Here is a 13,551-nt window from a genome sequence, read left to right as displayed (position 1 = left end):
TCCGTACCTGACAGACCGTTCGCGTCATGGTTCTCTGCGGCCCGCCGGGCACGCAGGAGCAGCCGCAGGTGCATGCTCGTTACAGCGTCGTCGGCTGAACAGGCGCTGAGCCTGGCCTGTTCCTCGACCTCTGAGCCGTCAGTTGGACAGGGCAGCGGTGAACACCTCGTGGTTGGCCGCCAGCCACCTTTGGATACGGTCCCAACGCTGCCAACCACCGCGCTCGGACAGAGCCTGGATGTAGACGGGGTCACCGGCGGCCACTCGGTCTGCGACGAAGGCTCGGCAGGATGCGGTGGCCTGTTCGATGACGTCGGGCAGTTCAGCGCGCTCCTGTGGGGAGAGGCCGTAGCTGTCGGCGAGGATCCGCAGTCGCATCGGGGCATCCAGTCCCGTGGGACAGAAACCCGCCGCGGACGCGGGATCGAGCAGGGGAACCCAGTAGCGGGCGGTCATGGCGACGTCCCACACCGCTCGGCCGGGGGCCGCCAAGTCGAAATCGATCAGGGCCACGGCACGGCCGTCGCGGAAGACGACGTTGTCCAGGCACACATCGTTGTGGCACAGCATCGTGCCTCCCGCCGGGTCGGCCAGGGACCGGGGCCACTCGACACCCGCGTCAACCGCGATGGCCGCGCTGGCGTCGTGCAGGCGCCGCAGCAGGTTTCCCACCGATCGCAACGCCGTCTCGGTCATTGCCCAGCACGGCAACGGCGGTAGAGCGACGTCGCCGGGGATGAAGGTCAGCTGTTCTCGTCCGTCTGCGGTGAGACGGACCGGCCTCGGAGCCGCGTTGAACCCGTGCTCTGCGAGTGCGAGGAGATGAGCATGAAGAGCGCGTGCGCTGCGCGGCGCTGGGCGTTCCACCACGGCACCGCGGCGGAAGACCGCGCCCGCGTTCATCATGCCCCCGACCAGGGCTTCGCCCTCTGCCATCTCGCCCTCAGCCGTCATGTCGATCACGCTACCGTCAGGCCGGCCGTGTGTGGGGCGGTCTCGAAATGCGCTTCGAACCAGGTCACGCACCTGGGCATTCGTCAGACTCGGAGGCGGCCTTCGTCTGAACACGTGCTCCGACCAAAACCACACGTGACCACAGCTGCCGACGGACGCCTGGTCATCGAGGGCACGCTGATCCGCCTCCAGGTCGGCCGCCTGCCCGGCGGCAACGACCCACTGCCGCTCTGACTGTGGTCCTCGAAGACCGGGATGACGACCGTCGACGTCGATGTGCGTCGGCAGGCGTTCCTGCGCAGGTTCGACCTGCAGCACACGTTCCGGCTCATGAAGCAGACCCCCGGCTCACCCATGAGGCTGCGGCGGATCCGCGTCGCCCCTGGGCGCGGCCGACCGAGCCCACACAGCACTTTGGATCTCGTAGCCTGCTCACCCCGGGCAACGCCGACTTCCGCCCGAGCATGCGTGGGGAGGAGCTTGCCACCACTGCCATGGGTGCGGAGCGGAGATTCGGGCATACTCCCTTCTCCTGTGCCGGACGCATCACCCGGGTTGTCCCCCCAAGGAGGGCACACGACATGGCTGCCCCCTCGTCTCAGCCGCTGCACGTGGATGCGGTTTTGGGTCTCGATCCCGTACTGGTGCACGTCTGTGGAGACTTGGACGTGGCGAGCGCCCCGTCCCTGACGAGGGTGCTGATCCCCTTGCAGCCGCGGATGGTGGACCTCGACCTCTCCGATGTCACCTTCATTGATTCCTGTGGTGTCAACGTCCTGCTGTCGCACTACCGACACTGCCGAGCAGCAGGTGGCTTCCTCACGGTGATCCAGCCGTCCAGGCCTGTCAGGCAAGTACTGCAAATCCTGGGCCTTGAAGAGCTGTTGACGAAGACACGCGGAATCGATGGAAGCGATGATCGGTGGGACGGCCTCACGGACGGCTCCTAGAAGTCTCGCGCGTCCGCCCGAGGAGCCGGTCGGGGGCCCACGACTACATGCTCCGGGCAAGCCGCACATCGTCTGGAGCGACGAGGCGGCCCGAATCCAAGTGGTCGAGGCCCTGGTGGCCGGACAGGACGTCGAGCCCGCCGATGACTCCAGCGGAGTGGCAGGGCGGTCAGCGGCATCTGGAGGGCTCGTCGCCGCGTCAGCTGGACTACTGCTGGAAAATCGTGGGTTCACAGCAGAACCGGCGAAGGCTGCCGTTCCGTCAGTCGGTCAGCTGAACATGACGCTTTCCCTGGTTCTGTCATTCCCGGCGGAGTTGTCGCACGACCGAGGGGCGGCCTCCGTGAGACCGCCCCAGAGCACTCCACAGCCCGCTGCGCTTCGGTCGCCCAACGAAACCCGCAGGCCAGACCCCGAAATTCCGTTGGGGCACTAGCGTTCGGTCGGTACAGGGGGCTTGCCGCAGAACTCGGCCTCGATCACGTCGGTGTACATCGAGCCATCCCGCAGCCAGTCGCCGTTGATGTTGAACGTCATCTGGTGCTTGCCGTCCGTCGTGCCGACCATCGCCGACAGCGAACCGTTGGTGCGACCGCTCTTGCCCACCACCCGCGCCCCGCAGGACAGCTTCGCGAACTCGACGCCCAGCCCGTACCCGATGACCTCTCCGTCCGGCACCTCGTGGAGCATCTCCTCCATCTGGGCCCGCGGCAGCAACTCGCCGCGCATCAGGGCCCGCTGGAAGCGGTTGAGGTCGCCGGTGGTGGAGATGATGTCTCCTGCCGCGCCCAGCCAGGTCATGTTCTGCTCGGTGGCGTCGACCACCTTGGCGTCGGGGTCCTTCTGATGGAGGCGGGAGTACCCGACGGGGTGCGGCTTCGGCAGCTGTGGCGCCTTGCCGGGGAACGACGTGTCGCGCAGTTTCAGCGGTCCGATGATCCGTCGGGTGATCTCGCGCGCGTACGCGTGGCCCGTAACCTTCTCGATGACCATCCCGGCGATCACGTAGTTGGTGTTCGAGTACCGCGGTGCCTTCTCCGGCTCGGGGTGCGGCGGCTGCTTCAGGGCGGCCGCCACGAGCTCCTGGGGCGTGTAGGTGTCGTACCGGTGCTCCAGGAAGCCAGGGCCGGCGGAGTTGTGGGCGATAACGGGGTCGTCGGTGTAGTTGGCGATGCCGCTCGTGTGGTTGAGCAGTCGGCTCAGGGTGATCCTGCTGCCGTCGTACCCGTTGCCCTGGACCAGGCCCGGCAGCCATGCCTCGAGGGTGTCGTCCAGGCTCAGCCGACCCTCGGCCTCCAGCTGGAGCAGGACGGTCGCGATGAAGGTCTTCGTGATGCTGCCGCCACGGAAGTGGTCGGCGGTCGAGCGCTCGCGCTTCGTGCCGGTGTCGGCGTAACCGGCCTCCCCCTTCCAACTCCCGTTGCTGTCACGGACCTTGGCGGCGGCACCGGGCAGTTCTCCCTTCTCGACCAGCGCGCGCAGTGCGGCTTGGGTCGCCTCGTGTCCCCGGTCCGCCCGCTCCCCCGCCTGTGCTGAGGGAGCGGCGGTGACCGCTCCCAGCAGTGCGGCCGTCGCCATCGCAAGTGAAGTCGTACGTGCAGCCAACCGCTTCATGGGTGGTGCCTCCAGGTCATCGTCACCTTGGGCCGGATGTGCCCCTGTGCTGTGTGTGACATCTGCCTCAAGCCGCGCGGTTGACCATGGGAGCGAAGACAGGGCCGTGGTACTACGCGAACGGGACCAGGGGCCCATCGGTTGCCACCAGGTCGTACCTGGGCACCCTGCGGGGCCGGTGACGGGGCGCACCGTCGTCGGTCCGCCCCGCCCGGTCGTCCGCTTTGGAAGACCGCGCACCTTCGGGCCGACGGGGTTCGACCACGAGCCGCCCGCCCTCGCGTCCCAGTTCGTCGACCACCTGGCCGCCGCCTTCGTCACGCAGGCGAGCGCGGTGAGGAAGTCCACGTCCGAGTACTGCACATGCCCTGGAGTGCCTGGTTGCGGGAGGCGTGCTCGACAGCCTCCACAGCCTCCCTCCGGCCGACCGGAGGGCGACCGGATACAGTGCGCGAGACGGCAGCCTGGTCAGGGAGGGGAAGCGTGACCGACACCAGCAACACCCGGCCCGCCAGGGGGGAAACGCAAGTGCCGCGGCAGAGCCGACTGCACCGCCTGATGCGCTACATCCCCGTGATCGCCCCCGTTCTGCTGTGGGCCGTGCCCTGCTGGGTGCTCCTGCACAGCGGCCAGCACTGGCCGCTGCCCGTCACGCTGGTAGGCACCGCCTTGTTCGCCCTCGGCCTCGTCGGTATGCCGCTCGCGATGGTGCGCGGCCACGGCCGACGCCAGCACGACCGGGCGGCGATCATCGGTGACACCCTTCTGGGCGCCAGCTGGGTCCTGTTCACCTGGTCCGTTCTGGCCGGGGTCCTCTTGCGTGCCGCCCTGACCATGACCGGCGTCGGCCAGAGCCAGGACCGGGCCCGAATCGTCACTTGGGCCGCCCTCGGGGTCACCGCCGCCCTGCTCGCCTGGGGGTACGCCGAGGCCCGCCGCGTGCCACGCGTACGGCGACTCGATGTACGGCTCCAGCGACTGGGGGCCGGGCTGGACGGTACCCGCGTCGTCCTCATCACCGACACCCACTACGGCCCACTCGATCGCGCGCGTTGGTCGGCTCGGGTGTGCGAGACGGTGAACGCCCTGGAAGCCGACCTGGTCTGTCACACCGGCGACATCGCGGACGGCACGGCCCAACGCCGCCGCGCCCAGGCCCTCCCGCTCGGTACCGTGCGGGCAACCCGGGCCCGCGTCTACGTCACCGGAAACCACGAGTACTACAGCGAGGCCCAGGGCTGGGTGGACCTGATGGACGAGCTGGGCTGGGAGCCGCTGCGCAACCGCCATCTGCTGCTCGAACGCGGAGGCGACACCCTCGTGGTCGCCGGCGTGGATGACGTCACCGCCGAGTCCTCCGGCCTTGCGGGTCACCGCGCCCATCTCGCGGGAGCTTTGAACGGCGCCGACCCCAACCTGCCCGTCCTGCTCTTGGCACACCAGCCCAAGTTCGTCGACCGGGCGGCAGCCGACGGCATCGACCTCCAGCTCTCCGGTCACACCCACGGCGGCCAGATCTGGCCCTTCCACCACCTGGTCGGCATCGACCAGCCCGCCCTCGCCGGCCTCAGCCACCACGGCGCCCGCACCCTCCTCTACACCAGCCGCGGTACCGGCTTCTGGGGCCCGCCGTTCCGTGTCTTCGCCCCCAGCGAGATCACCCTGCTCGTGCTCCGCTCTCCGCACCTGCCCACCTCGCCGTAGCACCGGGCGGGACACCTCATCCGCTCGGAGCTGTCCACGAGCTGATCGGTTCAGTCGAGGGTGATGCCGAGCCCGGTCGCAGGACGCAGGACGCAGGACGCAGGTCGCAGGACGCAGGACGCAGGACGCACTCACATGCTCCTCGTCGCTCTCGACGTCGGTCGGCTTGGCTGATCTGTGATCCTCGCGGGGTAGTTCACGACCGCGCCGTTGCCCGGCTTTCCGGTGTCCGCCATGGGCGTAGGCCGCTGCCCGGGGTGCCTTCACGCCGCGTCGCACTGAACACTCGCCGTCTCCTGACTTCCCGTCAATACCGCGTATTCCTCCACGAGATGGCGCCGGAACGACCGGCACACCTGCCCGTTCGGCCAGGCGGCCCTGCCCGCAAGACTCCTGACGTGCTCCGCGCTCTCTCCTAGCGTCGTCGGGTGAGCCTTTGGACCTCCCTGGAACCTGCCTCTACGACCGTCGACCCCGGCAGCACCACCACGGTGCGGCTACGGGTGCGCAACAACGGTGACGTCGTCGACGCGTACCGCATCGAACCGGTCGGCGACCTCGCCCCCTGGACCACGGTGGAGCCCGCGGAGCTTCGGCTCTATCCAGGGACGATCGGCTCGGTGGAGCTGAGATGCACGCCGCCACGAACGCCGGACGTGACCGCGGGCCCGCACTCCTACGCGGTGCGGATCACACCGACGGAACATCCGGGGGCCGCCACGGTCACCGAGGGGGAAATCACCGTCACCCCCTTCACCGAGGTACGGGCCGAGCTGGTGCCGCCGACGGTGCGGGGCTGGTTCCGCGGCCGGCCGCAGCTGGCGGTGGACAACCTCGGCAACACCCCGGTCACCGCGTCGCTCAGCGGCGGTGACACGGGAGACCAGCTGTCGTACGAACTGGAGCCCGGCAACGTCCAGATCGCCCCGGGCAGGGCCGCGTTCGTGCGGGCGACGTTGCGGCCCCAGCAGATCATCTGGCTCGGGTCCAAACAGCAACAGCCCTACGCCCTGGCCGTACGCCGCTCCGGCGCCGAACCGATCGACGTGAACGGGACCTTCGTGCAGCGCGGGATCCTGCCGGGCTGGCTGGCCGCCGTCCTCGGTGTGGTCGTCGCGCTGGCGATCGCGTTCGTGGTGATCTGGATGTCGAACCGTCCGCAGTTGCAGACCGCCGCGCGGGAGAAGCCGCAGCAGGCGGGCCGGCTCAAGCCGGACAGCCCTCCCCCGCCGCCCAGCAGCCCGGCGCCCCCGCCCAAGGAGGAGGAGAAGCCGGATGACTCCGGCGACGACTCCGACAAGGGCGGGCAGGAGGGCGGCGGGGGCGGACAGGAGGACCCCGAGGAGGAGCGGACGGCGGCCACCGCGGTGCGTGAGCTCGCCGCCCGCAGCGAGGGCCGCCACATCTGCTACCGGGCGTTTGTCGAGGGCGACGGCTGGCAGGACGCCGTGTGCGACGGGGCCGAGGCGGGCACGACCGGCAAGGGCACACCCATCAAGGCGCTGAACATCGCGGTGTCCGGCACGGGCGGCGTCACCGGCGCCAGCGCCTATGTCACCGAGGGCTGGCGGGACGGCGACAAGTGGCAGAAGGGCGACGACCAGGCGGACATGGTCATCGGCAGCACCGAGGAGTCGGATCCCCCGATGCAGGGCTACACCCTCCAGGTCTTCGACGGCTCGGTGTGCCTCGACGCCTATCTGAAGGACAGGGAGTGGCTGGAGCAGACGTGCACCGATCCCGGGCAGTGGAAGTACGGGGGCAGCCCCATGGAGGAGAACATTCAGCTGGAGGCGGTGCGTTTCACCGTCTGACTCCCGGTACGAAAGGGCGGGACCCACTGCCCCGACAGACGCTCTCCACTGCCCGTCCGACCCTCCACACGTAGCTCTCGCGCAGGGCGTACGCCCACCACGTGCGCCCTGTCGCGGTCGCACAGGTGCAGGCGGCGGGGGTGGTGAGGCCGAACGTCACGTTCTTGACGGTGCGTTCGGAGCAGGACACCCGCACGGCGAGCTCCGAGTTGGCGACCCCGTCGACCGCCACCCGCCTTCCGATCGAAGACATCCCGGAATCCAGCAGAACGAGAGCCCTCATCATTGGGCGGCCGGCATCCGCCTGCACGGGAGCGCGCCCCAGGTCGTGCCGCGCTCTTGATGACGCTTGCGTTCGCTCCCTCGCTCCCTGTCTCCTCGATCACACGCTCTCTTCCCGACGGACGGAGAAGGCGCCCGCGGCAGCCGCAAGGACGGCCGCCTCCGCGGCTCGTTTGGGGAGTTGCGGGTCCGGATCGGCACGCAGGAGCACCAGTTGGTGGTTGATCGGCGCCGTGGCGGCGATCAGCAGGCTGCGCGCGTCCGTGTGCTGTGCGCGGAGTTCACCGCGCTCGATGGCACGCTCGACGAGGATCTCGCACTGGGCGTACCGGTCCGCCCACAGCTGCGTCTGGGCCCGCGCGGCCTGTTCGAAGTGGAACGAGGCGGCCATCAGGGCGACGGCGAACGACGGCCGTACGACCAGAGACTCCTGGATCTCCTGGTTGAGGGCCGTCAGATCGCCGCGCAGTGAGCCGGTGTCCGGCGGCTGCCAGTCGATCTCGCCTGCGGCGTCGATGACGTCGACGAGTAGGCCGCCGACATCGCGCCACCGCCGGTAGACCGTGGCGCGGTGCACTCCGGCCCGCGCCGCGACACCCTCCATCGTGAGTCCTTCGTGACCGCCTTCCGCGAGTTCGGCGAGCACCGCGTCGAGAACCTGGGCGCGGATGCGGGCGGTGCGACCGCCCGGACGGCGGTCCGATGTCGTGTCCAGCGGATCTGTCATCGGCAATCAGTATCCGGTTGATCAAGGTGGCAGGGCCGTGTCAGCATCTTAACGCGACAGTTGTCGTTCTAGGTCGACCAGAGAGGAACCGCCTCCGCGATGCCGCCCGTTCCCGCCGACCCCACCGTGCTCCACCCGATGCCCGAGCACCCGCGCGTGGTCCTGCTCAAGCCGTTGGTGAAGTCGCCGCTGATCGAGGTCGGTGACTTCTCCTACTACGACGATCCGGACGACCCGACAGCGTTCGAGACGCGCAACGTCCTGTACCACTACGGTCCCGAGCGGCTCGTCATCGGGAAGTACTGCGCGCTGGGGACGGACACCCGGTTCATCATGAACGGCGCCAACCACCGCATGGACGGTCCCTCCACCTTCCCGTTCCCCACCATGGGGGGCTCCTGGGCGGAGCACTTCGACCTGATCACCGACCTGCCCGGCCGGGGCGACACGGTCGTCGGCAACGACGTGTGGTTCGGCCACGGCGCCACGGTCATGCCCGGGGTACGCATCGGTCACGGCGCGATCATCGCCGCAGGCGCCGTGGTCACCGGCGACGTCCCCGACTACGGCATCGTCGGCGGCAACCCCGCCCGACTCATCCGCACCCGCTACGACGCCGCGGACATCGCCCGGCTCCTCGCCGTGGCGTGGTGGGACTGGCCCGTGCAGCACATCACCAGGCACGTACGGACGATCATGTCGGGGACCGTCGCCGACCTGGAAGAGGCCGCCGCGCAGATCGATCAGCCCTGACATCGCGTCCTCGCCGCACCGCCCGCACCAGCTCCCGCGCCAGAAGCGAGTGGTCGCCCGTGTCCCGTCGCCGCGCCCATAGCGCGAGGGTCGGCGTCCCCATCGTCAGCCCTGTCCTGCCCGGCCTCGCGCTCATGCACGAGCTGGTGGCCCGCGGGCACCGGGTCACCTACGCCAACACCGTCACTTTCGTCATGGGATGGTGCCGACCTACGGCACCGCACGACAGGACCAGCGTGACAACTGGCAAAGGAATCTGCCCATTACACAGAAGCAGTAACCGGGACCTACTTGTGCGAAGCACTTGAGCGACAATGCGGGGCCCATGGAAACATGACGGACTCATGGTTCACCTCACAGGATTCACCTTCGCAATCGATGATTGCGGCACGGTCGTCTGGGAATTGAACGGCACGGCAGCGCCGTCGACGACCTGATCCGGAAGCGTCGACCAGAGCGCGCTCAAGACCTGGGGAGCCCTCGATCGCCACCACGGCAAGCGGGGGCACCCACCCCACAACCCGTCAGGCCAACACGTCCCAACCTCAACTGCGAGCATCGTCGTGAGAACGGCCGCCGAGTTCGTGCATTGATCGGTCTGCACATCTTGATCGCTCTCGAACCTGCTGATTGGCTGATCGGCATGAGTGACCTCGGACCCGTCGCCTGGCCGCCTGCCCCCATCACGACCGACAGGCTCGTGCTCCGAGAGCCCGAGGGCCGGGACCGTGCGGCGATCATCGAGCTGCTGGCCTCGCCAGAGGTGGGCACCTACCTCGGCGGCCCCAGGCCGCGTGACGAGCTCGAGCGCGAGGTGCCCGAGGCACCCAAGGGGCGCCCCGGCCGCTTCGTAGTCGACCTCGACGGAGCGATGATCGGCCAGATCACACTCACCAAAGAAACAGGGCACCTTCGTCAGGCTGCCGGGAGGGCCGAACTCGGCTACCTGTTCCTGCCAGAGGCATGGGGACGCGGATACGCCGCCGAGGCCTGCACCGCGGCACTCGACTGGTTCGCCGACGCGCTTCCCGGCGAACCGGTGGTGCTCGCCACCCAGACCGCCAACACCCGCTCGATGCGCCTCGCGGCGAAGCTGGGGTTCATCGAGGTGGAGCGGTACGAGGCCTACGGCGCCGAGCAGTGGTTCGGCATGTGGTCCCCGGTCACACCGCCCCGTTGAGCGCGTGCCCGACTGTTCCTGAACCGGGCCAGGTTCTCCGCGTTCCCTTCGGTGGCCCACCGGTGGAAGCCGGCCTTCTCCAGCACGCGGACTGAGGACGGGTGGGACAGTGCCACATCAGCGGACAGTGTGGACCTCGGGTGCGGTGAGGGCGAACTCCGTCAGGGCCTGGGGGCCTCGGGGGCATAGCCCCGGTCTCGGCGGGAGGCCACGATGCCGTATCCGATTTCCAGGACCTGCGACCAGCACCCCGCCTGGCTCGACGCGTACGGCCACCGCCTGATCATCGAGCGCGAGAGCGGTTTGGTGGTGGGTTCGATCGGCCTGTTCTGGCCGCCCAGCGAAGTCCGTGCCCACTAACGGTCTTCCCCCCCCGTGGCAGGCCTCCTCGTCATGTGATCGCCATGACGTGCTCGAACTCCCTATACGGATCTCACGTGTCCCGGTGCGGAAAGTTCGTGATCGGCCTCCAGATACCGTGCGCGGAGACGGGTGAAGGCGCTGGGCGTCGGAGTCCTGGGGCTGCAGTCATCAAACCCTGACGAGCTGCCCGGCATTCAGGAGCCCGCCTCTGGAGGCTCAGCCTGCTGCAAGACGCCGTTCGCAGCCGCCCGTTGAGGGGCAGTGCCCAGCACGGCGCTGCGCGATCGCCCGTCAGAAACACTGGCTGACCCCCAGCATCCCCCTCGCTCGCCGTTCCACCATCCCCCTCACTCACCGTTTCGCGCACATGGCCAACCTCCCGCTACAAGGCGTCTATTCGATTGCGACGCAACCGACGACTTGGCACTGTTCGGGGCATCGCCCATGCCTGAACCGTGTACTGAGGAGGCATCCTCGTGGCTGTCGTTCCAGAACGGCGTGTGGTCCTCCTTGGGGGCGGCTTCTCCATCGACGCCGACGGTCTGCTGGATGACTGGGTACTCGATCAGGTACGTGCGCCTCGGCCCAAGGTGTGCTTCGTGCCGACAGCCAGTGGCGACGCCCCTGCCTACGTCGAGCAATTCCTCGCGGCGTTCCAGCCACGTTCCTGCGAGCCCGATGTCCTGCGGCTGTTCCGGCGGGAGCTCGACGACGACGGCCTGCGAACGTTCCTGCTCTCCCAGGACGTCGTCTATGTGGGTGGGGGTAATACCGCGAATCTGTTGGCGGTCTGGCGTGTGCACGGCGTGGACCGGCTCCTGTGCGAGGCCTTCGACCGCGGGACCCTGGTGTGCGGGATCAGCGCCGGCGCCAACTGCTGGGCCGAGGGCTCGCATACCGACTCGTTCGGGCCGCTGACGCACCTCTCTGACGGGCTGGGCTTGCTGCCCGGTTCGGTCTGTCCGCACTACGACAGTGAGCCGGGACGCCGACCGTCCTACCGAGCAGCAGTGGCAAGCCGCACGCTTCCGGCCGGTTGGGCGCTGGAGGACGGTGTCGGTGCCCTCTTCACCGACGGTCAGTTGACGGGCTCGGTGACGCGCACGCCTCGGGCCCGGCTCTATCGGGTGGAACCGGACGGGGACAGTGGAGTCAGGGAGCAGGCTCTGCCGTGTCGTCTGCTCGTCTCGGCACATCGGCTCACTCCGCCCGCGTGAACTGGTGACCCGAGCGGCGCTGCCGGGAGCGGGGGCCGGTGGCCGCATCGGCGCAAGTGGAGTCATTGTCCAGGATCGCTCTCTCCCCCGGGTCGTTCGCAGCCCGCTCCGTGGCGTTGCTCCGGGCGCCGAACGACCCGGCCGCCAGGAGTGACTCGCCGCCCTCTCGGCCGCGAGCCTGCACGCGGATCGAATGTCCCGTACTACCCGGTCCGCGCGTGCCCACCGTCCCAGCCATCGCGCATAGTTCGGCTTCTCCACGGCGCGGCCACGCAGCACTCTTCCATCGTGTGCCGTGATCGCGACCGACGTCGCGAAGGCATACAACAAGCCGGCGGTCGCTCCACCGAGAAAGAGCAGACAGAGGAGCATGTCATCGTTCCCAAGGGAACCTGTGAAGCATCCTCAGACCCCGCTTCCGCTGATGACGAGAGATGCCAAGGACACACAGCAGGCAAGGACTCTGACCGGCATGGCCACGCGCCATATCCTGCGCGGTCCGGTTTCGGCCGACATGGTCAGCACCACCTCGGCGTGTTCATCGTTGCCCCGCATGCCGTCTGTCCAAGGTCCGCGTTCACGTCGTAACGCCGCGCGGCGCCCGGCGCTCGGCCGGTAGCCGTTCCCATGCCCCCGCGGCATCGCCGACCTCCTCCGGATCGGCCGCCGTCGGGGGGCGTTGATCACTGGAAGGTGCCATCGACGGCGCCGAACGCCTCATCGAGGCCCGCGAGCGAGACGAGCAGGACATCACGGCCGTCTGCGAGAGCCCAGGTCTCGCCGCGCCTCACGCGGCGTCGCCCTCGCCTGCCAGGTCGCCACCGAGGCCGAGCGCGGTGAGTTGCTGCACGGCGTCCAGGACGGCCCGGCGGCGGGCGGCGCGCACCACGTGAGGCGTGGCGTCGCCCGGTCGCGGCAACCACCGCAGGCCCGCGCCGGAGACCTCGGCGCCAAGGGGGCCGGGAGGCGGGTGACTCCCCTGGCGGATCCGCTCCGGTGAGCCCTCCCGAGATTTCCGCCATCGAGGCTGTTCGGAATACCCCTAGGGGGTATATGGTTGCGATCAACGTCCTCAACGGACAACGCCGAAAGGCGCATCACACCTTGGGAGCTGTCATGAAGAATCACTCCGGCCACCAGGACAGCAACCACGCTGCCCACGGCGGGCACGGCGGCCACGGCGGAGCCCAGCCCGGCGGCCTGTCGGTCTCCGAGAACGGATACACCCTCGAGGTCGACTCGACGATCCTCACCGCCGGTGTGCAGACGGTCAGCTTCCGGGTGATCGGCCCCGATGGGCAGGCGGTGACCGAGTACATGGCCGAGCACGAGAAGGAACTGCACTTCATCGCCGTCCGGCGCGACACTGCCGGGTTCCAGCACGTGCACCCGGTGAGAGACGCAAAGGGCACCTGGAGCGTCGAACTGGCCCTGGAACCGGGCGACTGGAGATTCTTCGCCGACGTCCACCCGGCAGGCCACGAGGGAACCATGACGCTGGGGATCGACGTCGCCGTCGCCGGACCGTATGAGCCGCGCCCGCTCCCCGAGGCCACTGGGATCGCCCAGATCGGCGAATACACCGTCACGCTCGACGGCGCACTTGTGCCCGGCACGGCGAGCGAACTGACCCTCACCGTCAGCCGGAACCACCGCCCCGTCACCGATCTGCAGCCCTACCTGGCCGCGTACGGGCACCTGGTCGCACTGCGGGTCGGCGACCTGGGCTACCTCCACGTCCACCCGGAGGGCGAACCCGGCGACGGCACCACCGCACCGGGACCCGAGATCGCCTTCATGGCGGTCGCGCCCACGGTCGGCGCCTACCGCCTGTACCTGGACTTCCAGCACAACGGCGTTGTCCGGACGGCCGAGTTCACGGTGCGGACCGCCGCGACCGCTCCCCACTCGGACGCGGCACCCCAGGCCACACCCGAGCACGCCAGCCACCACCACGCGCACCACAGCCACCACGCACACCACTGACCGCATG

The 13,551-nt window shown here is 68.9% G+C and carries 10 protein-coding genes and 3 pseudogenes; 10 read left to right on the top strand and 3 right to left on the bottom strand.

Going from position 1 to position 13,551, the window contains the following annotated elements; all coding sequences use genetic code 11:
• Nucleotides 1-138: 138 nt before the first annotated feature.
• A complete protein-coding gene (locus AB0B50_RS21150; protein WP_362333780.1) occupies nucleotides 139-954 on the bottom strand; it encodes a phosphotransferase in 816 nt (271 codons plus the stop codon).
• A 153-nt stretch (nucleotides 955-1,107) separates the two neighbouring features.
• Between AB0B50_RS21150 and AB0B50_RS21145 the strand changes: the two are divergent.
• Together AB0B50_RS21145 and AB0B50_RS21140 are read left to right on the top strand one after the other, a co-directional pair.
• Nucleotides 1,108-1,355, top strand: a pseudogene (locus AB0B50_RS21145) (transposase); the annotation flags it as partial.
• A gap of 180 nt (nucleotides 1,356-1,535) precedes the next feature.
• A complete protein-coding gene (locus AB0B50_RS21140; RefSeq protein WP_362333968.1) occupies nucleotides 1,536-1,904 on the top strand; it encodes an STAS domain-containing protein in 369 nt (122 codons plus the stop codon).
• 432 nt (nucleotides 1,905-2,336) lie between these two features.
• Here the strand turns inward: AB0B50_RS21140 and AB0B50_RS21135 are convergent, their stop codons facing one another.
• On the bottom strand, nucleotides 2,337-3,518 hold the full coding sequence (locus tag AB0B50_RS21135) for a serine hydrolase domain-containing protein (RefSeq protein WP_362333777.1): 1,182 nt from the start codon (nucleotides 3,516-3,518) through the stop codon (nucleotides 2,337-2,339).
• Nucleotides 3,519-4,001: 483 nt separating this feature from the next.
• Here AB0B50_RS21135 and AB0B50_RS21130 point away from each other — a divergent pair, with 483 nt between their 5' ends.
• Both AB0B50_RS21130 and AB0B50_RS21125 read left to right on the top strand, forming a co-directional pair.
• Entirely contained in the window at nucleotides 4,002-5,222 is a 1,221-nt protein-coding gene (locus AB0B50_RS21130; RefSeq protein ID WP_362333775.1) for a metallophosphoesterase, read from the top strand.
• Nucleotides 5,223-5,650: 428 nt separating this feature from the next.
• Nucleotides 5,651-7,036, top strand: coding sequence for a hydrolase (locus AB0B50_RS21125; RefSeq protein WP_362333772.1), 1,386 nt, complete (start codon nucleotides 5,651-5,653; stop codon nucleotides 7,034-7,036).
• A 382-nt stretch (nucleotides 7,037-7,418) separates the two neighbouring features.
• On the opposite strand, the gene AB0B50_RS21120 is transcribed toward AB0B50_RS21125, so the two are convergent.
• The gene (locus tag AB0B50_RS21120; RefSeq protein WP_362333769.1) at nucleotides 7,419-8,045 is read right to left on the bottom strand and encodes a TetR/AcrR family transcriptional regulator; all 627 of its coding nucleotides are present in this window, start codon (nucleotides 8,043-8,045) and stop codon (nucleotides 7,419-7,421) included.
• A 99-nt stretch (nucleotides 8,046-8,144) separates the two neighbouring features.
• Between AB0B50_RS21120 and AB0B50_RS21115 the strand changes: the two genes are divergently transcribed.
• The 6 genes and pseudogenes from AB0B50_RS21115 (at nucleotide 8,145) to AB0B50_RS21090 (ending at nucleotide 13,544) form a co-directional block, all read left to right on the top strand.
• A complete protein-coding gene (locus AB0B50_RS21115; protein WP_362333766.1) occupies nucleotides 8,145-8,798 on the top strand; it encodes a CatB-related O-acetyltransferase in 654 nt (217 codons plus the stop codon).
• Between the two features lie 59 nt (nucleotides 8,799-8,857).
• Nucleotides 8,858-8,977: pseudogene (locus tag AB0B50_RS21110) on the top strand (glycosyl transferase); the annotation flags it as partial.
• A 464-nt stretch (nucleotides 8,978-9,441) separates the two neighbouring features.
• Complete coding sequence (locus AB0B50_RS21105) at nucleotides 9,442-9,978, top strand: GNAT family N-acetyltransferase (protein WP_362333763.1); 537 nt, start codon at nucleotides 9,442-9,444, stop codon at nucleotides 9,976-9,978.
• 243 nt (nucleotides 9,979-10,221) lie between these two features.
• Nucleotides 10,222-10,323: pseudogene (locus AB0B50_RS21100) on the top strand (GNAT family N-acetyltransferase); the annotation flags it as partial.
• 494 nt (nucleotides 10,324-10,817) lie between these two features.
• On the top strand, nucleotides 10,818-11,558 hold the full coding sequence (locus AB0B50_RS21095) for a peptidase E (protein WP_362333760.1): 741 nt from the start codon (nucleotides 10,818-10,820) through the stop codon (nucleotides 11,556-11,558).
• A 1,116-nt stretch (nucleotides 11,559-12,674) separates the two neighbouring features.
• Nucleotides 12,675-13,544: a hypothetical protein gene (locus AB0B50_RS21090; protein WP_362333757.1), complete on the top strand. Its 870-nt coding sequence runs from the start codon at nucleotides 12,675-12,677 to the stop codon at nucleotides 13,542-13,544.
• Nucleotides 13,545-13,551: the final 7 nt, after the last annotated feature.

This window comes from Streptomyces sp. NPDC041068, assembly GCF_040647455.1.
Classification (GTDB): domain Bacteria; phylum Actinomycetota; class Actinomycetes; order Streptomycetales; family Streptomycetaceae; genus Streptomyces.
This window is presented reverse-complemented; position numbering and strand designations above follow the sequence as displayed.

Coding starts and splice junctions, on each gene's coding strand:
- AB0B50_RS21150 (WP_362333780.1), bottom strand. CDS start 954: ATGACGGCTGAGGGCGAGATGGCAGAGGGCGAAGCCCTGGTCGGGGGC.
- AB0B50_RS21140 (WP_362333968.1), top strand. CDS start 1,536: ATGGCTGCCCCCTCGTCTCAGCCGCTGCACGTGGATGCGGTTTTGGGT.
- AB0B50_RS21115 (WP_362333766.1), top strand. CDS start 8,145: ATGCCGCCCGTTCCCGCCGACCCCACCGTGCTCCACCCGATGCCCGAG.
- AB0B50_RS21105 (WP_362333763.1), top strand. CDS start 9,442: ATGAGTGACCTCGGACCCGTCGCCTGGCCGCCTGCCCCCATCACGACC.
- AB0B50_RS21135 (WP_362333777.1), bottom strand. CDS start 3,518: ATGAAGCGGTTGGCTGCACGTACGACTTCACTTGCGATGGCGACGGCC.
- AB0B50_RS21120 (WP_362333769.1), bottom strand. CDS start 8,045: ATGACAGATCCGCTGGACACGACATCGGACCGCCGTCCGGGCGGTCGC.
- AB0B50_RS21090 (WP_362333757.1), top strand. CDS start 12,675: ATGAAGAATCACTCCGGCCACCAGGACAGCAACCACGCTGCCCACGGC.